General features: G+C 71.7%; 18 protein-coding genes and 1 pseudogene. 9 read left to right on the top strand and 10 right to left on the bottom strand.

The features are described from left to right. The first annotated feature begins 22 nt into the window (after positions 1 to 22). A complete protein-coding gene (locus ACFYP3_RS11365; protein ID WP_388830289.1) occupies positions 23 to 1,321 on the top strand; it encodes an MFS transporter in 1,299 nt (432 codons plus the stop codon). Positions 1,322 to 1,334: 13 nt separating this feature from the next. On the opposite strand, the gene ACFYP3_RS11360 is transcribed toward ACFYP3_RS11365, so the two are convergent. Next, complete coding sequence (locus ACFYP3_RS11360) at positions 1,335 to 1,508, bottom strand: hypothetical protein (protein ID WP_351291855.1); 174 nt, start codon at positions 1,506 to 1,508, stop codon at positions 1,335 to 1,337. Positions 1,509 to 2,176: 668 nt separating this feature from the next. On the opposite strand from ACFYP3_RS11360, the gene ACFYP3_RS11355 reads away from it, so the two are divergent. Continuing rightward, a complete protein-coding gene (locus ACFYP3_RS11355) occupies positions 2,177 to 3,610 on the top strand; it encodes a nucleobase:cation symporter-2 family protein (RefSeq protein WP_388830286.1) in 1,434 nt (477 codons plus the stop codon). Positions 3,611 to 3,732: 122 nt separating this feature from the next. Here the strand turns inward: ACFYP3_RS11355 and ACFYP3_RS11350 are convergent, their stop codons facing one another. The 3 genes from ACFYP3_RS11350 to ACFYP3_RS11340 form a co-directional block, all read right to left on the bottom strand. Further along, a complete protein-coding gene (locus ACFYP3_RS11350; RefSeq protein ID WP_388830283.1) occupies positions 3,733 to 4,455 on the bottom strand; it encodes a transcriptional regulator in 723 nt (240 codons plus the stop codon). 197 nt (positions 4,456 to 4,652) lie between these two features. Beyond that, positions 4,653 to 6,173, bottom strand: coding sequence for an alpha/beta hydrolase (locus tag ACFYP3_RS11345; RefSeq protein ID WP_388830280.1), 1,521 nt, complete (start codon positions 6,171 to 6,173; stop codon positions 4,653 to 4,655). A gap of 90 nt (positions 6,174 to 6,263) precedes the next feature. After that, positions 6,264 to 7,226: an aldo/keto reductase family oxidoreductase gene (locus ACFYP3_RS11340; protein ID WP_388830276.1), complete on the bottom strand. Its 963-nt coding sequence runs from the start codon at positions 7,224 to 7,226 to the stop codon at positions 6,264 to 6,266. Between the two features lie 106 nt (positions 7,227 to 7,332). Between ACFYP3_RS11340 and ACFYP3_RS11335 the strand changes: the two genes are divergently transcribed. After that, on the top strand, positions 7,333 to 8,304 hold the full coding sequence (locus ACFYP3_RS11335; RefSeq protein ID WP_388830273.1) for an endonuclease/exonuclease/phosphatase family protein: 972 nt from the start codon (positions 7,333 to 7,335) through the stop codon (positions 8,302 to 8,304). Here ACFYP3_RS11335 and ACFYP3_RS11330 read toward each other — a convergent pair. The 3 genes from ACFYP3_RS11330 to ACFYP3_RS11320 all read right to left on the bottom strand — a co-directional run bounded on the left by ACFYP3_RS11330 (position 8,288) and on the right by ACFYP3_RS11320 (position 15,089). Further along, a complete protein-coding gene (locus tag ACFYP3_RS11330; RefSeq protein WP_388830270.1) occupies positions 8,288 to 9,802 on the bottom strand; it encodes a hypothetical protein in 1,515 nt (504 codons plus the stop codon). The genes ACFYP3_RS11335 and ACFYP3_RS11330 overlap by 17 nt on opposite strands. Beyond that, entirely contained in the window at positions 9,795 to 13,571 is a 3,777-nt protein-coding gene (locus ACFYP3_RS11325) for a CDP-glycerol glycerophosphotransferase family protein (RefSeq protein WP_388830767.1), read from the bottom strand. Before ACFYP3_RS11325 ends, ACFYP3_RS11330 begins: the two co-directional genes overlap by 8 nt. A 357-nt stretch (positions 13,572 to 13,928) precedes the next feature. Continuing rightward, positions 13,929 to 15,089 (bottom strand): hypothetical protein, encoded by a 1,161-nt coding sequence (locus ACFYP3_RS11320; RefSeq protein WP_388830267.1) that lies wholly within the window; start codon positions 15,087 to 15,089, stop codon positions 13,929 to 13,931. A gap of 713 nt (positions 15,090 to 15,802) precedes the next feature. Here ACFYP3_RS11320 and ACFYP3_RS11315 point away from each other — a divergent pair. Continuing rightward, the gene (locus tag ACFYP3_RS11315) at positions 15,803 to 16,174 is read left to right on the top strand and encodes a hypothetical protein (RefSeq protein WP_388830765.1); all 372 of its coding nucleotides are present in this window, start codon (positions 15,803 to 15,805) and stop codon (positions 16,172 to 16,174) included. A 54-nt stretch (positions 16,175 to 16,228) separates the two neighbouring features. Further along, complete coding sequence (locus ACFYP3_RS11310; RefSeq protein WP_388830264.1) at positions 16,229 to 16,798, top strand: hypothetical protein; 570 nt, start codon at positions 16,229 to 16,231, stop codon at positions 16,796 to 16,798. Positions 16,799 to 16,842: 44 nt separating this feature from the next. Here ACFYP3_RS11310 and ACFYP3_RS11305 read toward each other — a convergent pair whose 3' ends face one another. Next, the gene (locus ACFYP3_RS11305; protein ID WP_388830261.1) at positions 16,843 to 17,325 is read right to left on the bottom strand and encodes a hypothetical protein; all 483 of its coding nucleotides are present in this window, start codon (positions 17,323 to 17,325) and stop codon (positions 16,843 to 16,845) included. Between the two features lie 221 nt (positions 17,326 to 17,546). Between ACFYP3_RS11305 and ACFYP3_RS11300 the strand changes: the two genes are divergently transcribed. The 3 genes from ACFYP3_RS11300 to ACFYP3_RS11290 all read left to right on the top strand — a co-directional run bounded on the left by ACFYP3_RS11300 (position 17,547) and on the right by ACFYP3_RS11290 (position 19,852). Next, positions 17,547 to 18,752 carry a sensor histidine kinase gene (locus ACFYP3_RS11300; RefSeq protein WP_388830258.1) on the top strand — a complete coding sequence of 402 codons (1,206 nt, stop codon included), beginning with the start codon at positions 17,547 to 17,549 and terminating at the stop codon, positions 18,750 to 18,752. Then, a complete protein-coding gene (locus ACFYP3_RS11295; protein WP_388830255.1) occupies positions 18,749 to 19,414 on the top strand; it encodes a response regulator in 666 nt (221 codons plus the stop codon). The genes ACFYP3_RS11300 and ACFYP3_RS11295 overlap by 4 nt, the downstream gene beginning before the upstream one ends. Positions 19,415 to 19,561: 147 nt before the next feature. Continuing rightward, a complete protein-coding gene (locus ACFYP3_RS11290; protein WP_030723433.1) occupies positions 19,562 to 19,852 on the top strand; it encodes an SHOCT domain-containing protein in 291 nt (96 codons plus the stop codon). Between the two features lie 125 nt (positions 19,853 to 19,977). On the opposite strand, the gene ACFYP3_RS11285 is transcribed toward ACFYP3_RS11290, so the two are convergent. Together ACFYP3_RS11285 and ACFYP3_RS11280 are read right to left on the bottom strand one after the other, a co-directional pair. Further along, positions 19,978 to 20,673: a hypothetical protein gene (locus ACFYP3_RS11285; RefSeq protein WP_388830252.1), complete on the bottom strand. Its 696-nt coding sequence runs from the start codon at positions 20,671 to 20,673 to the stop codon at positions 19,978 to 19,980. An 82-nt stretch (positions 20,674 to 20,755) separates the two neighbouring features. Further along, positions 20,756 to 21,784 carry a transcriptional regulator gene (locus tag ACFYP3_RS11280; RefSeq protein WP_388830249.1) on the bottom strand — a complete coding sequence of 343 codons (1,029 nt, stop codon included), beginning with the start codon at positions 21,782 to 21,784 and terminating at the stop codon, positions 20,756 to 20,758. A gap of 87 nt (positions 21,785 to 21,871) precedes the next feature. Here ACFYP3_RS11280 and ACFYP3_RS11275 point away from each other — a divergent pair. Beyond that, positions 21,872 to 22,771, top strand: a pseudogene (locus tag ACFYP3_RS11275) (aldo/keto reductase); the annotation flags it as partial. Positions 22,772 to 22,979: the final 208 nt, after the last annotated feature.

The following is a 22,979-nucleotide window of genomic DNA, read 5'->3' as shown; positions in this document are numbered from 1 at the left end:
CGCCCGCCGACGATGGCCTCTCGTGAGCACTTCCCGCCTGGCCGCCCTTGTGCCCGACCTCGCCCCGTTCCGGACCGGCCGTGACTTCCGGCTGCTGTTCTACCAGGGGACGGTCACGTACTTCGGCTCATTCATGGCCATGATCGCGCTGCCGCTGCAGATCAAGCACCTGACGGACTCGCCGCTGGCCGTCGGCGCGATGGGCGCGGTGGAGCTGGTTCCGCTGGTGTTCTTCGGGCTGTACGGGGGCGCGCTCGCCGACGCGGTCGACCGGCGACGGATGATCCTGCTGACCGAGGCCGGACTCGGGGTGCTCGCGCTGGTGCTGCTGGTGAACGCGGCCCTGCCGGATCCGCTGCTGTGGCCGCTGTACGTGGTCGCGGCCTGCGTGTCCGCACTGTCCGGGCTCCAGCGGCCCGCCATGGACTCGCTGATGGCGCGGATCGTGCCGCACGACCAGTTGACCGCGGCCGCCGCGCTCAACGGGCTGCGCTACCAGTTCGGCGCGATCGCGGGTCCGGCGCTGGCCGGTCTGGTCGTCGCGTACGCCGGGTACGCCTCGGCCTACTCCATCACCGTCGTGGGCTTCCTCGTCTCGGTGCTCCTGTGTCTGCGGCTCAGTCCGGCTCCCCCGGTGCGGGGCGCCGAGCGCCCGTCGCTGCGCGGGATCGCCGAGGGCGCGCGGTACGCGTGGAGCCGGCCCGTGCTGCTGGGGACGTACGCCGTCGACCTGGCGGCGATGCTCTTCGCCTTCCCGAACGCGATCTTCCCCTTCCTCGCGGACGAGCTGGACGCGGTGTGGGCGCTGGGGCTGATGTACGCGGCGGGGGCGGTGGGTTCCCTCGTGCTGGGGATGACCAGCGGCTGGGTGTCCCGGATGCGGCGGCACGGGCTGCTCGTGGTGGCGGGGGCGGCGGTCTGGGGGCTGGCGATCGCGGCCGCGGGCGCGTCCGGCGGCATCTGGGTCGTCCTGCTGTGCCTCGCCGTGGCGGGCGCCGGCGACATGCTGAGCGGGCTGGCGCGCGCCACGATCTGGAACCAGACGATCCCCGAGGGGCTGCGGGGCCGGCTCGCGGGGATCGAGGTGCTCTCGTACAGCGTGGGCCCGCAGCTGGGCCAGGTCCGGGCGGGCACGATGGCCGGATGGACCGGTACCCGGCCGGCCTTCTGGAGCGGCGGTCTGGCCTGCGTGGCCTCGGTGGCGGCGCTGGCCGCGCTGCTGCCGAAACTGATCTCCTACGACGCCGACACCGACGAGGACGCCCTGCGCCGGCGGGCGGCCCGGGAGGCGGAGGCGGAACCGAGCGGCGCGGTGGCCTGACGCCCGCCCCGGCTCAGCCCTCCTTCTCGGCGAGGATCCGGTCGGCCGCGTAATGCGGGCAGTTGCCGGCGTGCCAGGTCACCGAGAGCGAGCAGGCTCCGGTCCGCAGGGTCCGCACCGCGCCGTCGGCGGCGGTGGCCTTGCAGAACGGGCACACGACCGTCTCCGGGCGCAGTAGATCGAACATGCCGTGTCCTTCCCGCAGCATTCTCACACCGGACCAGTCCAGAACTATCAAATCCGGCGCCATTCGGCCCCAGTACCCACAAGTACGGATGGATATTGGAGGCCGTGGCCGAGCGGGAAGAGCGGTGGAACGGCGACGGGGAGGCGTCCTCGGGCGGCTGCCGCGCCGGCGATATCCCGGGCCGCGCACCGGAGTTCGGTGTCGCTCCACGAGGAGAGGGCCGCGCTCGCCGTCACCTCGGGAAGCCGGACGGCGTCATAAGGGTTGCGCAGCGCCACGGCGATGACGGGGGCGCCTGTCGCGGTGCGTCGGTCGGCCGGGGCGCGCCGGGGAGCGCAGGCGTCGTCCGGCTCCCCGGTTGACCTGCGGCGGCGCCTCCGAGACCGGGCGGCAGGTTACTCGCGAGGAAACACCGCCTTTGGCTATGGTGAGCGCCCTCGGTCGATCCCCCCTTCGGATCCAAAGATCAAAGACGGATCCGATGCGTCGATCGAAGGACACTCCCCCACCCGGGACATGAATACGCAGTGCAGAGCGACGCGGCGTCGGCAACACCGCCCGGCGTCGGCTCGGTACGAGCCGGCCTGCCCCCGTCCTGTCACCCAGGACCGGAGGGCGGCTGTCTTCTCATTCACCTACCTCGCGAAGGCAAGGCAGAGATGGCACGAATGCCCCGTCAGTCCCCCCGTCGCCCGCACCCGCAGACGCGCACGCGCACGCACCCGGTCGACGAACTGCTCCCGATCCCCCGGCTCGCCCTGTACGGCTTCCAGCACGTCCTCGCGTTCTACGCGGCGGCGGTCATCGTCCCGGTCCTGCTCGGCAACGCGCTGGGCCTCTCCCGCCAGGAGCTCGTCCACCTCATCAACGCGGACCTCCTGACCTGTGGCGTGGCCTCGATCATCCAGGCCCTCGGCTTCTGGAAGGTCGGCGCCCGGCTCCCCCTGGTGCAGGGCGTCACCTTCACCGCGGTCTCGCCCATGATCGCCATAGGCATCGGGGCGGGCGGCGGTACGGCCGGCCTCCTCGTCGTCTACGGGGCGGTGATCACAGCGGGCACGGCGACCTTCCTCTTCGCGCCGCTCTTCAGCAAGCTCGTGAAGTACTTCCCGCCTGTCGTGATCGGCACGATCCTCACGATCATCGGCATCACCCTGATCCCGGTGGCCCTGCAGGACGCCGCCGGCGGTGCGCACCTCATCGGCACGCCCGCGTACGGGGATCCGAAGAACCTCGCCTACGCACTGGGCACCCTGCTGTTCATCCTCGCCGTGGCCCGGATCGGCAAGCCGTTCCTGAGCAGCCTGGCGGTGCTGCTCGGGCTCGTCGTCGGCACGGCGGTCGCGTGGCTCTTCGGCGACGCCGATTTCGCGGCGGTCGGGGAGAGCGACTGGTTCGGGATCACCACGCCCTTCCACTACGGCATGCCGCGGTTCGAGCTGCTCCCGATCGTCGCCATGCTCGTCGTCGCCCTGATCACCATGGTGGAGACCACCGGGGACGTCTACGCGATCGGCGAGATCACCCGCAAGAAGGTCGACGCCGACACCGTGGCCCGGGCGCTGCGCGCCGACGGCGCGGCGACGGTCCTCGGCGGCGTCCTCAACTCGTTCCCGTACGTGGCGTTCGCGGAGAACATCGGGCTCGTGCGCATGTCGAAGGTGATGAGCCGGTACGTGGTCGTCTCGGCCGGCGCGTTCATGGTCGTGCTGGGGCTGCTGCCGAAGGCGGGCAGCCTCGTCGCGTCGGTCCCGCACCCGGTGCTGGGCGGGGCGGCGGTCTCCATGTTCGGCATCGTCGCCGCGGTCGGGGTGCAGATCCTGGGGAAGGCCGATCTGCGTGAGGAGCGCAACACCCTTATCCTGGCGGTCAGTCTGGGCGCCGCCCTGCTGCCGACCACGGTGGCGCCGTTCTTCGAGCGGATGCCGGACGACCTCCGGGCGGTCCTCGACAGCGGGATCACGCTGGGCGCCCTCACCGCGATCACGCTGAACCTGGTGTTCAACGTCTTCACGCGCCGCACCACGATGGAGATCGACTGGGACGGGGTGACGGAAGACGGGGCGCCGGAGGCGGAGTTCGGGGCGCACCCGGCGCACTGAGCCGGGCTGTCGACCCCCGTCGCGGCGAGGGCCGGGAGGGGCGGTCAGCCCTTCCCGGTCCGCTCCGGTCTCCTCGTGCCTGCGGTCTGCGGCCGTTGGCGCGGCCGCAGGCGGACGGCCCGTCAGCGCCCGCCCAGCGGGAAGGGCGAGGCCTCGCCCTCCTCTCCGATCAACTCCCAGAAGTGGTCGACGAGTCGGCGCAGGTAGGCGGCGCGCTCCGCCGCGATCTCCTTCAGCCGGGCGTCGTCGTTGCGTGCCACGAGGTGACCCATGTACCGCTCCGAGAACCGCGAGAACTCCCCGTGCATCGTGCGCAGCGCGTCCCCCACGCTGGTGGCGTCCACCACGACGATCTCCGCCACCGGGTCCACGTACGTCTTCCACCGCCCGGCGACGGCCGATCTCAGGTGCTCCGCCAGCTCGTCCACCCGGCCCATGATCCCGATGAGCTTGCGCAGGGACAGGCCGAGGGCGTCCACGAGCGCCCTGGTCTGCCAGGCGTCGCCGTGCCAGTGCTGGGCCGCTTCGGCGGCGCGGTATTCGGTCGGGTCCATGCCTATGCGGTACGCCAGTCGCTCCACGGTGAGCCGGCGGGCCAGCCGGTGCTCGGCGAGGGTGCGCGGTTCGATGCCCATCAGCGTCGTCGCCTCGCACCACAAGACGTCCGCCAAGGCGAAGAGTTGGCGGTCGGTGGGAATCTCGGAGCCCTGCTCCCAGGCCAGGACCAGCTGCGGGTGGACGGGGGCGCCGCAGGTGGCCATGAAGTGGGCCACCTGGGTCGGGGACAGGCCCATGCGGGCTCGTGCGGACCTGGCCTCGGTCGGGGAGAAGGGAGTGCTGTGCACGGACGCGACACCTCGCAGCATCCTCGGACGCGAGGCGCGCGAGGGAGGACGGATCGATGGATGAACACCAAGCGCGGGCACAGTAACAGATGTTCAGCTGATGTTCAGCGGGGTGTAATCAGCTATCTACCTGTGATTCAAAGGCCATCCATGACTTCCGGGTTCGAAGTTCGCGAGCAACTGTCGGGGCGTCGTCCTCAGTTCGCGCAGTCCGTGTCCCGGGCCGGACGCCTGCCGGTGGTCAGGAACTCCGTGACGGCACGGTTGCCGCACGCGTTGCCGTTGCCGAGGTACAGGCCGTGGCCGCCCTGCTCGACGGTGACGAGGCGGGCCCGGTCGCCGAGGGCCTCGCGCATTTTCAGAGCTCCGAAGAGCGGGGTCGCCGGGTCGCGGCGGCTCTGGAGCATGAGGATGTCGGACGGCCCGTCGTCGGTGATCCGGGTCGGCTTCTGCGCCGGGGCGTCCTTCCAGAAGGAGCAGGGCAGCACGTTCACCGGCATGCCGGCCGTGAGCGGGTGGCGGGCGCGGTCCGCGTCGACCGCGCGCTGGTACGAGGCCGTGGACGCGTGCGGCCACGCCACGTCGTTGCAGATGACGGCGACCATGAGTGCGGCGTCCGGGTCCGGGATGGGCTGGGCGAGCTCGCGCGGGAGGACGGGCTTGCGGGCCGGGTCCCCGGCCTCCTGGACGAGCCGGGCGAACGGAGCGAAGGCGGCGTCGCTGTAGAGGGCGTTCTGCAGGGCCTGCCGCAGACCGTTGCCGGTCAGGGGCACGCCCGGGGTCGTCGATTCCCTCGGTGCGCGGTCCAGCTCTGCCGCGAGGGAGACGACGAGCGGCTCGACCTCCTCCGGCCGCGCGGCCAGTCGCAGGCCGTCCCGGTCGCGGTCAACGTGGGCCGCCCAGGCCGCGAAGTCGGGGAAGCGGTCCTCGGCGCCCTGCGACATGTTCGCCAGCCAGCCGCGGGCGACCCGCTTCGGGTCGGGGTCGCCGCTGCTGTCGAGGACCCAACGGTCGGTGCGCTGCGGGTACTTCTGCGCGTACACGGCCCCCACGTACGTCCCGTACGAGGTGCCCCAGGCGGAGAGCCTGCGCTCGCCGAGCGCCTCGCGGAAGCGGTCCATGTCACGTACCTGGTTGGCGGTGGTGAAACTGCGCAGCTCGGGCCCGCCGTTGCGGGCGCAGGCCTCGGCGATGCGCCGGGAGCGGGCGACGTTCTCGGTGATCTCACCGTTCGGGCCCGGCCAGGACCGCAGGCTGGTGAGGTACCGGTCCTCGGGGGCGAGGCCGCAGGTCGCGGTGGTGCTGGCGCCCACACCGCGCGGATCGAAGGCGACGAGGTCGTACGCGCCGCCGAGCTCCCGGCGCAGGGCGTCGCCCTTCTGCTTCAGGCGCTGTACGCCGGATCCGCCCGGGCCGCCGGGGAGCACGACGAGCGTGCCGCGGCGGGCCTCGGGGCGGTCGCTGCGGATGCGGGAGACGGCGACGGTGAGCTGCCGGCCGTCGAGGTCCTCGTAGTCGAGCGGGACCGGCAGCTCGGCGCACTCCTGGCCGGCGGGGGCCTGCGGATCGGCGCAGGCGTGCCAACGGAGCTGCGGGGCGGCCGGCGCGGGACGGGCGGCCCCCGGCGCGGCACTCGCGGTGCTCGCGGTGGTCAGACCGGCGGCGACGGAGGCTGCGGCGAGGGTGAGGAGCAGGGCGTTCTTCGGGTAAGTCGTCATGCCGCAAGCCTGGTTGATCACGCACCGGCGCCCCATCCAGCAGGCATGTCGGCCCCGGGTGGGGATAACCCCCGCGCCGGTGTACGGAGATCAGGGCAGCGGGACCCCGCGGGCCGCGACCCAGAGCTCGTACCACTCCTCGTGCGTGAGGTCGGGCTCCCGCACGGCCGCGTCGCGGCAGGCGCGGATCCGGTCGGGGCGGGCGGTGCCGATGACGGGCGCGATCCCGGCAGGGTGCCGGATCAGCCACCACAGCAGCACCGTCTCGGGCGTCGTGCCCTTGCGCCGGGCCAGCTCGGCGAGCAGCTCCGCGGTGGCCCGTTCGGCCGCGGTCTGCTCGCGGCCGGTGAACCGGCCCTGCGCCAGCGCGCCCCAGGCCTGGAGGCGGATGCCGTGGTCGCGGCAGTGCTCCAGCGTGCCGAACGGGAAGCCGTTGGAGGCGGCCCCGGACGTGTTGAGCAGCACCCCGGCCTCGACCCAGTCACGGCTGTGCAGGCTCATCTCCAGCTGGTTGGCCACCAGCGGCACGTCGAGGCGCGCCTGGAGGTGGGCGATCTGCGCGGCGCCCATGTTGGACACGCCGAAGCGCCTTACGAGGCCCTGCCGGTGCAGGGACGTCAGCGCCGACGCGATCGAGTCCACGTCCGCCAGCGGATCGGGGCGGTGCAGCAGGAGGACGTCGATCACGTCGGTGCGCAGCCGGGTCAGGCTCTCCTCCACCCGCCGCGTGATGCTCTCCCCGCGGAGGTCGTAGATCCCCGGGCGGTCCGCGTCGCCGAGCCGGATCCCGCACTTGGTCTGGAGCGTGATGCGTTCGCGCAGCCCCGGCGTGCGGGCGAGGACCTCGCCGAAGACGGCCTCGGCCTTCCCGTGCCGGTAGATGTCGGCGTGGTCGAAGGCGGTGATCCCGCTGTCGAGCGCGGCGGAGATCGCCGCCTCGGCGGCGTCTATGTCGCCGGGCCCGTACGCACCGGGCTCCCAGCTCCCGCCGAGGCCCATGCACCCGTACAGCACCCGGTCACCGCTCACGCCCGCACTCCCGTTCGTCACCACGTCCCCACCCTAGGCCCTGTGCGGACGGGGTCCGACCCGGGCTCCGCGTCGTCCGATCACCCGGCCCGATGCACGGTCTGACCGGCGGATACCCAATGATGTCCGCATGGAAAGACATATGGAGACCGGGCGGGGGCCCTCCGGCCGCCGGTTCGGCCGCGCGGTGGCGACCCTGGGCCTGCTGACCTCGGTGGTGGCGTGTACGTCCGCGCAGGCTCCGGCTCCGGTCCCGGGCGCCGGCAGCGGGGAGCAGGTTTCCGTGGCCACCTGGAACATGTGCGGGGTGCGGCAGTGGAGCTGCGAGGAGACCGGCAGCCCGAAGGACAAGTTCCAGCAGCTGCGCGAGCTGGTCGGCGACTCCGGCGTACGCGTCCTGCTCCTGCAGGAGGTGTGCTCGGAGGACCTGCTGTCCTCGGCCGTGCGGCTGGGCCCGGAGTGGCACTCCGTCTTCGAACCGTACGCCGAGGTGGACGCCGCGGGCCGGCGCGCCTCCGTCGACTGCACGGGGCAGGGGCGCGGCCAGGCCGGCTACGGGCTGCTGGCGGCCTCCCGGCTGACCGACGTGGAGGTGGTCCCGACCGAGCAGCCGACGGTGGGCCTGCACCGCGGGATCCTGTGCGCGCGGGTGCCCGCCCAGGGGCTGCGGGTGTGCAACGCGCACCTGTCGCTGCGGGAGAGCGACGGCGAGCACCCCGACTGGGACTTCCGCGACGACCAGCTGAGCTCCCTGGTCGCCACCGCGGCGACGGACGCCCGTACGGTCTTCGGCGGGGACTTCAACGCTCCGCCGCCGGTGGGCGGCCGGAACACGTCCGCCTGGATCTGGCCGTCTGAGGCGTACGACACGTACCGCGAGTGCGATCAGAAGGGTGACTCCCGCAAGGGGCGCGCCACGCACAAGGACGGCACGAAGATCGACTACCTCTTCACGCAGCTGCCCCGCACCGGCTGCGAGGTGGTGGAGACCAAGGCCTCCGACCACCGGCCGCTGGTGATGCGGGTGAGCCGCCCCGCCGCCGATCCGTCGCCCAAGCCCTCCGCTCCGTCGGCCGATCCCGGCGTCAGTAGCGCGAGTTGAAGTAGTTGCCCTGCTGGGCCGGGACGGAGTAGCCGTTCACCGAGGTGAAGGGGACGGCCGTCCACGGGGAGGCGTTGCCGACGGCGTCGACCGCGATGGCCTCGACGAAGTGGTCGCCCTCGTTCCAGGCCCAGCCCGACTCCCACACCCAGGTGCCGTCGGCCCTCACGTCGCAGGTGCCCAGGGTGACGCCGCCCTCCTGGAAGTCCACGCGCACGGCGCCGGGGGCGTAGCCGGCGAAGCCGACGGCGGGGCCCTGCACCTGCTGGTGGGCGGCCGGGGCCGTCACCGAGAGCGCGAGGGGCTGGGCCGGCCTCGGCGCCGGCGCAGGCGCCGGTACGTACTCGGGCAGCGGCTCGGCCGTGTGCTCCACGGCGGTGAAGACCACTTCGGTCCGCTCGGTCTGGTAGTTGTTCGCGTCCGCGCCGAAGAGCCTGACGACGTGCCGTCCCTTGGGCCACGGGCTGGTGCGCTCCCAGACCCAGGTGCCGTCGGCGGCGACCGGAGCGGCGCCCTGGTACTTGCCGTCCTGCCAGAAACTGACCCGCACGGCTCCCCGGGCGGTCCCCGTGAGGCGGACGGTGTTGGCGGGCACCCGCTCCTCCGGCGCCGGCGTCAGCACCACCGGCTTGGGGAAGGAGCCGTCGCTCTTCACCTGCGAGGTCTGCGTCAGGTACGCGTCGATGGCCGAGGTGTCGCGCTCCGGCTGTTCGAAACCGTTGCGGATCATGCCGAACCGGGGGGTGATTCCGTCGACGAGGAGGTTCAGCAGCCCCATGATGGTGGGGAGGTTGCGCAGCGTGACCTTCCCGTGGTCGGTGATCAGGGAGGAGTCGTTGTAGACGAAGTTGAAGTTCTCCCGCCCCTGGAACAGCCCGAGGAACGGTTCCACCTGCCGCTTGTACTGCTCGTCCTGCGGCGACGTGATCATGTAGATGTTGGCCGCGGGGTTGGCGCCGCTGCGCACCAGGTCGGGGAGGACCGAGTCGAGGATGCGGACGTTCTGCTCCGTCACCTCGCCCATCATCACCTTGGCCGCGCCGGGGATGCCCTCCTTGACGTACGTCCCGATCAGGAACTGCGGCACGCTGGCCACGATGTTCCTGAAGCCGTACTTCAATCCGTAGAACAGGGCCGCGCTGCCGCCCTTGGAGCTGCCGAACATGGTCACTTCGTCCGGCGAGAGGGACAGCGCGTTCATCACCCGCGAGATGAGCCCGGCGACGGACTGCTCCAGGGAGAAGTCCATGCCCTTGCACAGGTAGTAGGTGTTCGCGCCGTCGAAGAGGTCGCGGACCCAGAGGATGTTCGAGCGGACCTTGTCGAGAACGCCGTTCGACCAGCCGTACTCACCGGGTGCGGTGAAGTTCGCGAAGACCACGACCAGATGACGGTTGCCGTTCCTCGCGTGGGAGAACCGGTACTCGATGGGCACCGCCCCGGAGGTGTCGACGCCGGTGAAGACGCGGCGCGCGTTCTGGGCTGCTGCCTTAGACATGCTCGGAATCCATTCTTCTCACCGGCTGGCGCGGCACCTGGCCGAGGGTGCCTCCGTTCCAGGGACCTGGCTGACCCGAGCGGCCCGCCGGACCCCCCTGGCCCGCGGCGCGGCCGCCCGCCGCGCCGACGGCCGGTGCCTGGGCCCGCGCCGGGTCGAGGTCTCCTCCGGCGATCAGGATGCGGTCGGTCAGCCTGGCCGAGGCGTAGCCGTCGTCCAGATCGCAGAACTCCTGCTGGAACCAGCGGTAGCGGGCGGCGTAGCCGTGCTGGATGCGGTCGATGTTGCGGATCGCCCCGATCAGCTCGGGGGAGGTGTACACGAGGGGGCCGGGGGCGGACTGCTCGAAGTCGAAGTAGAAGCCGCGCAGGGTGTCCCGGTAGTGGTCCAGGTCGTACGTGAAGAAGAGGATCGGCCGCCCGGTGTTGACGAAGTCGAACATCAGGGAGGAGTAGTCCGTGATCATCACGTCGGTGATGAGCGAGAGGTCCGCCATGTCCGGGTAGTCGGACACGTCGTGGACGAAGCCGTCGCCGGCGCCGGGCACCGGGTCCACCACGTTGGGGTGGCGCCGCACGAGCAGGACGTGGTCGTGGCTCAGCTGCGCCCGGGCCTCGTCGAGGTCGATGCGGAAGTCGAGCTTGTACTTTCCGGGTGCGTAGAACTGGTCGTCGCGCCAGGTCGGCGCGTACATGATGACCCGCTTGCCCGGCGGGAGCCCGATGCGCCGGCGCACTTCCGCCGCCCGGCGGCCGGAGTCCGCCCGGCGCAGGACGTCGTTGCGCGGATAGCCGCTCTCGACCATCTCGCCCGGGAACTGGAAGGCCCGCTGGAGGATCGGGGTGCTGAAGCTGTTCGGGGACACCAGCATGTCCCAGTTCCGCACCTCCTTCTCCACGCGTTCCAGGTACCGCTTGTCCGCGAAGTGCACGGCCTCGATGTCGTGGCCGATGCGCTTGAGCGGGGTGCCGTGCCAGGTCTGCACGACGGTCTGGCCGTCCCGCTTCTCGAACCAGTCGGGCAGGTGGTTGTTGGCGACCACGTACTTCGCCCGGCCCATGGCCTCGTACCAGTCGGGCGACCACATGCGGACGGGGCGCGCGGTGGGCGGTACGGCGACCTGGTCGTCGCGCACCACCCACAGGTGCTCGAGGTCCACGCCGCGGCGGACCATCTCCTCGTGCAGGGCGCGGGGGCTGTCGGAGTACTGGGTGCCCTTGAAGGCGTCGAACAGCACGGCCTGCTTCAGCGGCTTGCGACGGGCCTCCGGATAGGTCTTGGTGCGCATCAGCTTCTGCCGGTAGGGGCCGCGGGCCTCGTCCGGCATGGCCGAGTGGACCAGGAGCGAGAGCCTGTCGTAGGCCTCCGCCTGGAGCTCGTAGCGCCGCTCGTTGCTGGTCATCTCGCTGGGGAAGGCGGGGATCAGCTCCTGCGTCATCTTGACCATGAGGTCGCTGGAGCGGTTCTCCGCGGTGACGGCGGACGGGTCCTGGCGGCGCAGGAAGAAGTCCCAGCGGCCGGCGGCCAGCGGGATGTCCCCGGCGAGGTTGCGCATGGCCGCGGGGGTGACGACGAAGCGGAACTCCTCGCCGTACCAGGTGATGGGCACCACGCGCTCCGCGCCGTGGGCCCGGGAGCGTACGACGATGTGCGCCGCGGCGAACTCCGCGGAGTCGAGCTTGTCCTGCGCGGCGTAGCCGACGGCGACCTCCAGGGAGCCGTCGGGGTGCCAGGTGGCGGACTTGGCGAGCGGCAGGGTGTCGCGCTCGAACAGCACGACGTAGCCGGAGCCGTTGCGGTGCACGAAGACCTCGCGGTCACCGCGCTCGGTCTGCAGTCCGGCCGGCATCCGGTAGTGGCCGTCGGTGGCGTCCTCCGCCATGACGGGGTAGATGGCCGCCTTGCGTCCCTCGACGTGCAGGGTGGTCTTCCAGCCGTTGGCCCCGGTGTTCCAGGACTCCGGGACCCCGTCGGAGGAGGTGGTGCGGTGCCCGGGGACGAGGGCCTTGACGGGGATGCGGGTCACGAAGGTGAACCACCCCTCGCCGCCCGGCTGGAACTGGACCCACGCGTCGTGCCGGCCCGCGCCGCCCATGCTGGTGACCCGGAACTTGCCCCACTCGGGGAGCTTGGGGCCGAGGTAGACGCCTCGCAGCTCCAGGTGGTCGCCGACGATCCGGTGCCGCGTGATGCGGCAACGCACCCTCTCCACACGGAGTTTGAGCTTGCCCTGGAGGAAGAGCGGCACCACGCGGGTGTTCTTCTCCACGTACTGGTAGGGCGGATTGGCCGCACTGCCCGCACCGCCCCGGGCTATGCCCTTGTAGCGGAAGAGCCCGCGGCTGAGGACGCCGGCGGCCACGTCCCACGTCCCCTCCACCCATTCGCCCTTGCGCTTGAGGCGGGAGACGTCGAAGCGGACCTGGAACCCGGACCAGTCGTAGCAGTAACGGCTCTGCTGGGAGTATTCGGTGGCCTGCGGGTAGTACGTGGTCTTCGCCTTGGCGACGACCACCCTGCCCTGCTTCTTGTTGCGCAGCGCGATGGCCTTCATCGACATGTGCCGCTTGTGCACGTTGATGAAGCGGACGTACGCGGACCCCTCCAGGGTCAGGTGCTCGGAGTCGTCCCAGCGCGCGCCGGCCAGCGAGCCGTGCAGCGAGAGTTCCTTGTCGAGCCGGTAGGCGCTCTTGTCTATCCCGATCGAACGGTCGCCGAGGTAGGGGTAGTTGAGGTAGCGGTGGAAGCGCCGCTGCACGGGCAGGGGGCCGCCCTTGCGCTCGAACTCGACGACGTCCAGCAGTTCCTTGAGCCGCCCCTCGCGCACCAGGAGCCATTTGACCCGGGCGTCGGCGGGCAGTTCGTGGATGATGTCCGCGTCGGCCTCGTCCAGGAACTCGTTCCCCCACCGCATGAAGGCGTCCCGGTACTCCTCGTCGGCGTCCGGAAGCACCTTCAGGTGCAGCATCAAGTCCGACTTGAGACAGGCGAGATCGTACTTGCGCTTGTGGTCGGAGTAGGAGCGCGCACGGTGTCCGGCGAGGAAGCGGCTGACCGACTGCACAGCGGCGACACGGTCCCGGAGGTTGCTGAACTCGGTGTGCCGCTGGGTGATGGAGGGTGCGGCGCCGCCCTCGCGCCGGCGCCAGAAGTAGACGATGTCCGTGAGGATGTCGACCTTGGCGGCCCGGAAGTGGGCGAACATGTTGACCCAGGAGTCCTCGTACATCACGCCCTCGGGGAACGCGATGTAGTGGTAGTCCCAGAAGGACCGCCGGAACACCTTGTTCCACACCGTGCGGTCGTAGATGAGGTCGGGCAGCTTGGTGATGTGCGTGCCGCGCTTGCTGCTGCGCATGGGCGCCTTGTGCAGCGGGGACTGCCACCTCTTGGTGGAGTTCATCATCTGCACGTTGCCGGAGACGAAGTCGGAGCCGGAGGATTCGAGCGTCCGCACGAGCAACTCGTAGGCGTACTCGGGTATCACGTCGTCGCCGTCGACGAACGCGAGGAACTCCGCCTGGGGGTGGGCGGCGCGGATGCCGACGTTCCTGGCGTGGCCCGGTCCCATCGACTCCTGCCGCAGCAGCCGGAAGCGCGGGTCCCGGCGGGCGAAGTCCGATGCGATCGCGGTCGAGGAGTCGGTCGAGCCGTCGTCGACCATGATCACTTCAAGGTCGCGGAACGTCTGCCTGGCTATCGACTCGAGGCACTCCTCAAGGTAGATCTCGACGTCCTGAAAGGGCACGACGACGCTCAGGCGGGGCATACCTGCCACTCAGAGAACTCCTTGATAGACACACTTCTCACAGCACGCCGGGAACCGCCACGGCGCGCCGCCAGACCCGCCCCTGAATCTGGTCACCCACCGCTCCCCGCACACTCGACCCTCCCCCACCCTCGACCCGCACACTTATGCGAGCCTCACAGGGTGTGCGCAGCGTAGGGCAATTGCGCAACGGCGAGCAACTATTCACAAGCGCGCAAGCCTCTCGAAGCTTCACGTCTGCGAATGAGCGATATCCGTCACAACGCCGACGGCACACCAACTCCCCTCCGGTTCGGGGTGACGCGCGAAAGGACGGACCGTCACCCGTCGGAACACCCCCACGCCCGGTGAGGTAGGTCACCCCACGTGACACCAGGGCTCGAAGGCGAGGCCGGCGTCCATGAGGTCCTGACGGGCGATCCGCAGCCTGCCATGCGTGTCGATCATCGCGATCGTGACCGCACCACGGGCGTCGAGGGCGATGGCCGGAAGTCCGGCGCACCGGTCCCCCACGGGGGCCCACCATGCGCCGTACTGCTCACCCTCCGTGGGATAGGCGGCGATCTCGGGGCATCCCTCGGCACCCCGCTGCAGCAGCACGGTGCAGTCGTAGCCGTTGATGCGCGTACGGGCCACGCCCACCGGGCCGGCGCCGCCCGCCCCGCCCAGCGGCATGGGCACGCGGGGCGCTCCGGCGGGGGCCATAGGGCGGTAGGCGATCACGCCGCCGTCCGCCGGGTGGCGCCAGAAGTAGGTGCCGGTGCCGGGCCCCGTCTCGTAGGCGCTGTACGTCCCCTCGACGGCATCCGCCTCCAGGCGTCCGAGCCACCTGAAGTCGCTGCCGGGGCCGTCCTGGCCCCAGTACGCGGCGCCGCCCCGGAAGGGTGCGAGGAACTCGGCGCGGCCGTGGGCCGTGACCAGGGGGACGACGGCGCCTCGTGCCCATTTGCCCTGATAGTCCACCCAATTGCCCCATGTGCCGTCGGCGGCCCGGGTGCGGCCCCGTACGCCGACCCCGAACCGGGTCGCGACGACGTGGAGCGATCCGGCGCCGTCCGGCAGCACCATCGGGTCACCGGGCGGGGCCGGGACCTCGCCCTCCTGCTCCCGCTCGGGGAACGGATTGCCCAGGGCGCGCCAGTCGCTGAGCGGGCGGCCGGTCTGGTACTGGGCGGCGATGATCACCTCGCGGCCGCCCGGCGCGTCGTCCCGGTAGCGGGTGCCGGCGAACCAGACGAAACCGCCTGCGTCCTGGGCCAGCGTGAGCCGGCCGGCCCAGCCCTCCACGGGGAACAGGTCGGGCCCCTGCCAGACGTCCGAACCGGGGGCCGACTCGGTCCAGCGCACCAGACCCTCGGCGCAGCTCGCGTAGGCGGTCAGCCGGCCGTCCCGCCCCAGGCGGAGCCACCCCCGGGCCGCGAGCCCGCCGTCGGCCGCCGCGGCTATCTCGGAGCCCGGAACCGCGGGCGTGGCGGAGGTGACACCCCGGCCCGTCTCCGCGCGTTCGCGTCGCGCCATGTCCAGCCCACTCCTGCCCGTTCTCGTCCCGTGTGCCCCCGCCCGGCCCTGCGACCGTGGGGCAATCTACGGCAGGGCGCCGACCTGTCGCCGCCGGTGGCGGACGTCCGGGGCGGCTCCCGGCCCGGTGCAATCTAGCCTGTCGGCGCTGCCGGGGCGGAGGCGGACCCGTCGATTCCGTGACCGGCTCGCCGGATTTGACCGACTTCGCCCACCCATGCACTCCCCACGCTCCACACCGAGGTTCGCTGCGGGCCCCGCGCGAGGGGATCATCCCGGTGCCGATCCCCGGGCCTAGGAGGCGCTGCTGGGCGCAGCCAGCCTTTGGCGTGCTCGGCCTCGTCGGCGTGGCCGCGTCGTGGGCATGCTCGGCGTAGCCGGCGTCTCCGACATATCCGGTGTATCCGGCCACGCCGACTGCCGTGCCGCGTTCCGACCGTGCGCGAGGCGTCCCACGCCTGCCACGGGGGCGCGAACACCCCCCTGGACGAGCCCACTTACGACCGGCTGCGCCTGTCCGTGCCCGCCTGGGGGCCAGAGCCGCCCGCCCGCTGACGTTCACGGTCGGGCCGAGGATGGCCGGAGCGGCCGTCGCCGCCCGTTATCGCGCCCGTCGGCTGGAGCAGATCATCACCCGCGGCAACGGGCACCTGCACGGAGAGGACGACGTCAGGTAGCCCGTACCGGCCCCGTTCGAGGCGCGCGGCGAGGTCCTGTTCACGCAGGCGCAGTTCGAGACCGCGGACGAGGTCCGCGGCGCGCACGGCGCGCAGGTCTTCGCGAACCCGCGCAAGTGCACGGCCGGAACCCTACGCCCGAAGGACCGTGCGTACCGGCTCGCGATGACGTTCCAGGCGTACGGGGCGGGCGAGCTCGTCGGGGTTGCCCTCGTGCCCTCCGGTGCCCCGCACGCCGAGGCAGGAGTCCAGCCGACGGCCGACGCACCCGCCGGTTGCCTCGCCGCTCTGCCCGGGACCAGCGTCGACAGGGCGCCGGACCGGATGAACTTCGTCAAGCGCGCCTGGACCGGCTACGTCAGCAGCCGGCGAAGCGACAGCTGTGAAGTCGGTTTCTCTCGGGGTTGAGCCCCGGCATCATGGTCGCCGGTAGGTTCATGTGCGAGAGGACGAGTGCGGCGGGTGTCTGAAGACGGGCAGACTGATCTGACGGATTTGTGGCAGCAGCGTTGGCCCAGTTTCCCACCGGTTGGGTACAAGCTCCGTGACCCGTATCGGGATGTCTGGGTACGTTTCCATAGCCTGCCGGAGTCGAAGCGGTACGCGGAGGACGAGAGCGAGTACACCGTCGTCCTGGACCGTTACAACACCGTCCTCGATGAGTTGTTCGCTGGCGCGGACGTGTACGTGATCACTCCGCTCTGGACGACCGAAGCCGAGGTTCCGTCACCACACCCGGTCACGGAGTACTGGCAGAGCCTGCTGGTGGAGGACGACCCTGACCCTGAGTTCCGCACGTACTGCCACCTCTTCGCCGTCCGCAGGCCTTGGCGGCGGGGCTGCGTCGACGAGTTGCTCCGAGACATTGCTGACGACAAGGTGGCGGGAGTCCTCATCACCGACACCCGTATGCAGCGCATCCACCATCCCTACGACGGTGGCGCCGATGTCTTCCTCACCACCTCGGAGGAACGGGACCGGATCCGCGATCGGTATGCCGACTGGCTCTCCAAGCATCCCTCGGGTCTCTGACCGGCCCGGATCGCGGCCGACGCCGCCGGGATGGGCGGACCGGGTCAGAACACGAGCTTGTAGCTCACGTCCTTGGGGACCGGGGTCGGCGCGGTGTCCGTGTAGAGGAGCCGGATCATCGTGAAGCGCCGGACGTCGGGGCGGTCCGGCCACGGCTTCGGGCTGCTCAGCGTCACCGTCACCGGGTAGGACCGGAAACGGCCCGCCGCGCAGTAGGGCTTGCAGTCGTTCACCAGGTCGGTGCCGGTGGCCGTCGCGGTCCTGGGGCCCCAGGTGTCCCAGCGGAGCCGTACGAGGCGGTTGTTGCCGTCGCCGCAGGCCAACAGGTACTCCTCGGGGCGTACCTGGGGCTTGGCGAAGCAGTCGACGACCACGAGTGGATCCGGGGCGGGAGCGGGTACGGCCCGGGGCTGCGCGGAGGCCGGTACGGTGCCCGCCGCGAGCGCCGCGGCCGCACAGAGCAGAGTGGCGGTCCGCATCCCGGCCCAGGGGCCCCGGACGCGCCGGCCGTCTCCTGATGCGTCCACGACGTCCTCCTCGCCCGTCGGTCCCAGTTTCGGCGCTGAGATCATGCCCAGCTTCCCCCATCCGGGCGAGCCTCGCATCCGCAGGGCCCGGAGGCGGAGGGGGCCGGGGGGTGGGGCGCGTACGACCTACAGCGTCTGGTCCGCGTACTACCTGGGGAGTACGCCGGAAACGCTACGCCGGGGTGACGCGGGTGAGAGCGGGCGCCGTCTAGCGTGGCCGTATGGACGAGCTGCGCGAGCGCCCGGGTCCCCCGTGGCGCAGATGGGTGGAGCGGACCGGGCGGGGCCCGGCCTGGCGCTCCGCGCTGCTCGTCGCGGTCTTCGCGCAGGTCGGTGCCGGATGGGCCGCGCACGCGCAGAGCGGGCGGGTGGCCCTGGACGGCTTCGCGCGGCTCCTGCTGCTGCTCGGGCCCGCCCTCCTCGTGGCGAGGCACCGCCATCCGGTGGCCGTGGTCTATGCGGTCAGCGCAGTGACCCTGGTCTACATCGGCGCCGGGTACCCCTACGGCCCCGTCTTCCTCAGCCTGGCGGTGGCCTGCTTCGCCGCCGTCGTCGCGGGTCGTCGGCGGGCCGCCTGGGGGGCCGTCGGCCTGCTGTGGGCCGGGCACCTGCTGATCGGTCACTGGCTGTACCGGTGGCTCCCGCCCGGCGGGGACGGGCCGGCGCCCTGGTCGCAGGAGCTGGCCGTCACCGCGTGGGTCCTCGCCATCCTCGCCGTCTCCGAGCTGGTCCGCATGCGTAGGGAGCAGTGGGCCCGTGAGCGGGCCGAGCGCAGGGCGGCGGAGAGACGCCGGGTGGACGAGGAGCGGCTGCGGATCGCCCGTGAGCTGCACGACGTCCTCGCCCACAGCATCTCGGTGATCAACGTCCAGGCGGGGGTCGGGCTGGCCCTGCTCGACTCCGACCCCGAGCAGGCCCGTACGGCGCTGACCACCATCAAGGCGGCGAGCAAGGAGGCCCTGGGCGAGGTCCGGCAGGTCCTCGACACCCTGCGCGCCCCCGGCGAGGCGCCCCGCACCCCGGCTCCGGGCCTCGACCGGCTCGACGAGCTCGTGGAGCAGGCGGCGGCCGCCGGGCTCACCGTCGAGGTCACGGCCGAGGGAGAGTCCCGGGCGCTGGCGCCCGGGGTGGACCTGGCCGCCTTCCGGATCCTCCAGGAGGCGCTGACCAATGTCGTGCGGCACTCCGGAGCGCGCACGGCCCGCATCCGCCTGGCCTGGCTCCCCGGCGCGCTGGAGCTCCGGGTGGACGATGACGGCCCGGCCACGGGCGGAGCCTCGGACGGCAGTGGCAACGGTCTCGTCGGGATGCGGGAGCGGGCGTCGGCCCTGGGCGGCGACGTCGAGGCCGGACCGCGTCCGGACGGTGGATTCCGGGTGGTCGCGCGGCTCCCGCTGACAGCCGCGACCGCCGAGGGGGATCCGTGATCCGGGTGCTGCTGGCCGATGACCAGCTCCTCGTCCGGGCCGGGTTCCGGGCACTGCTCGACGCACAGCCCGACATCGAGGTGGCGGGCGAGGCCGCGAACGGCGAGGAGGCCGTACGGCTGGTGCGGGAGCTGCGGCCCGACGTGGTGCTCATGGACATCCGGATGCCGGTGCTGGACGGGCTCGAGGCCACCCGCAGGATCACCGAGGACGGGGACCTGACGGCCGTGCGGGTGGTCATGCTCACCACCTTCGAGCTCGACGAGTACGTCTTCGAGGCGATCCGGTCCGGTGCCTCCGGGTTCCTGGTCAAGGACACCGAGCCGGAGGAACTGCTGCGCGCGGTGCGGGCGGTGGTCGGGGGCGACGCCCTGCTGTCCCCCGGGGTCACGCGCCGCCTGATCGCGGAGTTCGCGGCGCGTTCGAAACAGCCCGCCGCGGCGGCGGATCTGGGCCGGCTCACCGAGCGGGAGCGGGAGGTGATGGCGTTGGTCGGCATGGGCCTGTCCAATGAGGAGATCGCCCGCCGACTGGTGGTCAGCCCGCTCACTGCGAAGACGCACGTCAGCCGGACCATGGTCAAGCTCGGTGCTCGGGACCGCGCGCAGCTGGTCGTCCTGGCCTACGAGTCGGGACTGGTCCGGCCCGGCTGGCTCGGCTGACCGGCTGCCCCGGCCGACCCGGCGCCCGCGGCCCTACTCCCGCGGAAGTACCCACGGTGCAGCCGGCCGTACGACGACCCGGCGCCCCTCCCGGAGCCAGTCTCGGAGTGAGACGAAGAGTCCACGATTCCGAGGAGCTGAACCGAGATGAACACCTTCACCACCCTCGCGTACGACGGACCGGGCCCCTGGGTCCTGTTCTTCCCGCTGATCTGGGCGGCGGTCGTCATCGGCGTCGTCACCGTCCTGCGCCGCACCGTGTGGCGCGGCCGCCGTGCGCCGTGGCAGAACCGGGCCGCGGCGTACGGTGAGCACTCGCCGATCGCGATCCTGGGGCGGCGCTTCGCCTCGGGCGAGATCGACGAGGACGAGTACTGGCGGCGGCTGTCCGTCCTGGACGAGCAGTTCGGCCGCTCCCTCAAGGACGGCCCCGTCTGACCGCACACGCGGTCGGCGGTCGGTGGTCGTCCGTCGGTGGTGGGATCACCCGAGGTGGTCCCACCACTGCCACGAACTCCCGGACGGGCCCGCGACGTCAGCCGTCAGCCGTCACACTGCGGGCGTCAGTGGCCGAGCGCCGGCTCGTCGACGGCGCGGAAGGGCGCGAAGCCCTGGTTGTCCTTGCAGCCGAGGTTCTCGTAGGTGTTGACCTTGGTCACCGGGTCGGTTCCGACCAGGCGGATCTTGCAGGCCTGCTTGATGAACCGCCCCTCGACCCCGCCGGGGAAGTCGATCTCCTTGTTCCACAGGTAGGGCGACTCGTAGTGGTTGGCCCAGGCGGTGGAGTTCACGTCGATGCCGCCCGGGGCCTCGATCTCGTAGACCCATCCCGTCTTGGCCGCGCCGTAGGTGGCGAACTTCTCGGCCACCCACTTCTCGCAGCTGGTGCTCAGGTGGGCGCTGGTCTGGCCGCCGCCCTTGACGATGTACTCGGCCAGCGGGGTCAGTTGGTCGCCGCGCGGGGTGAAGCCCGTCTGGAAGAGCTCCTCGACGTTTTCGCGGGTGTCGCCGCGCCACAGGGTGTTGTCGTCGACGCGCCAGTGCCAGTTCTCGGCCTTCGCCGCGGCCTCGACGGCGTAGGCGATGAAGGGGTTGGTGGTGGTGCTGAACCAGTCCCACGAGTCGAACTCGGAAACGGGCCCGCAGGGGCCGGTGTCCGGGGCGGGCGCGGGGAGGGAAGATGCGGCGGCGGCCGGGGAGATGGCGGCGGCGGAGGCGAGCGAAGCGGCGGCGAGGACCCGCAGGGCGGCCTTCAGCATGGTGAGTGCCCATCAGTTGATCAACATGACGGCCCCTTTATAGCGACATGTCCCCCCACGGATCGAGAGTGGCGAAAGGTGATCACCCGGACGAGTGGGGCGGGCGCACCTGCGGAGCCCCCTCCTCGGAGGATGCGGCGAGGACGGACTCGGCGACCGCGGTGCGGGCGTAGAGCACCGAGCGGCCGGCCCGGTGGGCGCTGACCAGGCCCGCGGCACGCAGGGCCGTCAGGTTCTGGGACACCCCGGCGGCCGAGAGGCCACTGCGCCGGGCCAGTTCGGTGGTGGAGGCCGGGGAGTCCAGTTCGGTCAGCAGCAGGGTCCGGGAGCGGCCGAGCACGGCGGCCAGGGCCTCGCTGCGGGCGACGGGCCGGGATTCCCACAGCGCACCCGTACCGCGCGCCGGATAGGCGAGCTGCGGCGGTTCCGGAGGCGTCACGCGGGTGAACGGAACCGGCCCGGTGAAGACCGAGGGGATCAGCAGCAGACCCGCGCCCGCCGTCCTGCGGGACAGCGGCCGGTGTCGGCGCGCCAGCCGGAGCGCGTTGTCGTCCCAGCTCACCGACGGATGCAGATCGTTGAAGAGCCGGCCCGCGCCGTGCTCGGCGACCTGCCGGGCCCGGTGGAAGACGTCGGCGTCGAGTACGGCGCGGATCCGCGCCCAGTACGGCGCCAGGGCCAGCTCCCAGTAGGTCTCGATCTCCTCCGCGACCCGCTCCAGACGGCCCCGCGGTTCGGCGTACAGGCTCCGCGTCCTGGGGCCGAGGCCGCCCTGCTCGTGCCGCAGGCGGTCGAGGTCCTCGCGCACCCGGGCGGCGGGAGCGGCGCGGATGCCGGCCAGTTCCTCCGTCAGGGTGGGGGCCGGCCCGCTCGGCGCCGGATTGAGGAAGTCGGGAACGTATCCCGAGGGCGGGATCAGTTCGGCCAGCCAGCCCCGGTCGAGGCCGGCCGCCGCCAGGCGTGGCCCCACCTGCGCGACCCACGGCCGGTGCACGGGGGACGCTGCGCCGGAACGCAGCAACCGGAAGCTGGGGCCGACCTCCCACATCGGCGAGACGGCGAACCGCATCTGCGCCAGATCGCCCACCGAGAACGTCAACTCCGCCCGCACCGCAGGCCTCCCCCGAGGATTCACACATGGATTCACACATGCCTTAATCAATGGTCCGGCAGCCTACACAGCGGAGAGCATCCGGGCATGACCTCACAGACCATGACCGCGGCGGCCGCGGGTACCTGGACACTCGGCGACCTGGAGATCAACCGGATCGGTTTCGGCGCGATGCGTCTGACGCAGAGCGGCGAGGCCTTCGCCGACGATGCCGTGCCCAGCGACCGGGGCCGGGCGATCGGCGTGCTGCGGCGGGCCGTCGAGCTCGGCGTGAACCACATCGACACCGCCGCGTTCTACTTCTCACCGCTGCGCTCCGCCAACGAACTGATCAGCCGGGCGCTGGCCCCCTACCCGGAGGACCTCGTCATCACCACCAAGGTCGGGCCCGGCCGGCACCCGTCCGGGGCGTGGATCCCCCATGCCACCGCCCGGCAGCTGCGCGGCCAGGTCGAGGAGAACCTACGGCAGCTGGGCCGCGACCACCTCGACGTGGTGAACCTGCGCGTCGTCGGGAGCGACTCCATCGCCGAGCGCTTCGGAGCGCTCGCCGAGCTGCGCGAGGCGGGGCTCATCCGCCACCTGGGCATCTCCAACGTCACCCCCGAACACCTGGAGGAGGCGCGGGCCATCGCGCCGGTGGTCTGCGTGCAGAACATGTACGGCATCGGGGTGCGGCCCGAGCACGACGCGTTCCTGCGCACCTGCGGCGAACTGGGGATCGCCTTCGTCCCCTTCTACTCCATCGCCGGCGACGGGCGACAGGCGGGCGCGAGCGGCACGGAGCACGAGGAGGTGCGTGTGGTCGCGCGGGCGCACGGCGCGAGCCCGGCGCAGGTGCGGCTGGCGTGGACCCTGGCGCGGGGGCCGCACGTCCTGGCCATCCCCGGCACCGGCGACCCCGACCACCTGGAGGCGAACGTGGCGGCGGGCGGGGTGCGGCTGACCGCGGACGACATGGCCGGCCTGGACGCCCTCCACCGCCGGGGGGGTGTGACCGGAGCCTGGGGGGCGGGTTGGCTGCGGGTGGCTGCGCCGCTTGGGCGGGGTACGAAGGGCCTGTCATGCCGGGCGGGGTCGGGGGTGGGGGCCGGTTGGGGTGGGGGCGGGCGCGCGCCGGGGCGTCTCCACGGGCGCCGAACGTGACGAGAGGTCGGACACCACGGCGGCAGTGCGTTAGACGCCCGGCGGGGAT

It is taken from the genome of Streptomyces sp. NPDC005533, assembly GCF_042871845.1.
Taxonomy (GTDB): Bacteria; Actinomycetota; Actinomycetes; order Streptomycetales; family Streptomycetaceae; genus Streptomyces.
This window is presented reverse-complemented; position numbering and strand designations above follow the sequence as displayed.

What these genes read in the sequence shown, in the direction of transcription:
- ACFYP3_RS11360 (WP_351291855.1), bottom strand. Translation starts at nt 1,508, where the DNA reads ATGTTCGATCTACTGCGCCCGGAGACGGTCGTGTGCCCGTTCTGCAAG.
- ACFYP3_RS11355 (WP_388830286.1), top strand. Translation starts at nt 2,177, where the DNA reads ATGCCCCGTCAGTCCCCCCGTCGCCCGCACCCGCAGACGCGCACGCGC.
- ACFYP3_RS11330 (WP_388830270.1), bottom strand. Translation starts at nt 9,802, where the DNA reads ATGTCTAAGGCAGCAGCCCAGAACGCGCGCCGCGTCTTCACCGGCGTC.
- ACFYP3_RS11300 (WP_388830258.1), top strand. Translation starts at nt 17,547, where the DNA reads ATGGACGAGCTGCGCGAGCGCCCGGGTCCCCCGTGGCGCAGATGGGTG.
- ACFYP3_RS11345 (WP_388830280.1), bottom strand. Translation starts at nt 6,173, where the DNA reads ATGACGACTTACCCGAAGAACGCCCTGCTCCTCACCCTCGCCGCAGCC.
- ACFYP3_RS11285 (WP_388830252.1), bottom strand. Translation starts at nt 20,673, where the DNA reads ATGCTGAAGGCCGCCCTGCGGGTCCTCGCCGCCGCTTCGCTCGCCTCC.
- ACFYP3_RS11320 (WP_388830267.1), bottom strand. Translation starts at nt 15,089, where the DNA reads ATGGCGCGACGCGAACGCGCGGAGACGGGCCGGGGTGTCACCTCCGCC.
- ACFYP3_RS11335 (WP_388830273.1), top strand. Translation starts at nt 7,333, where the DNA reads ATGGAAAGACATATGGAGACCGGGCGGGGGCCCTCCGGCCGCCGGTTC.
- ACFYP3_RS11325 (WP_388830767.1), bottom strand. Translation starts at nt 13,571, where the DNA reads ATGCCCCGCCTGAGCGTCGTCGTGCCCTTTCAGGACGTCGAGATCTAC.
- ACFYP3_RS11290 (WP_030723433.1), top strand. Translation starts at nt 19,562, where the DNA reads ATGAACACCTTCACCACCCTCGCGTACGACGGACCGGGCCCCTGGGTC.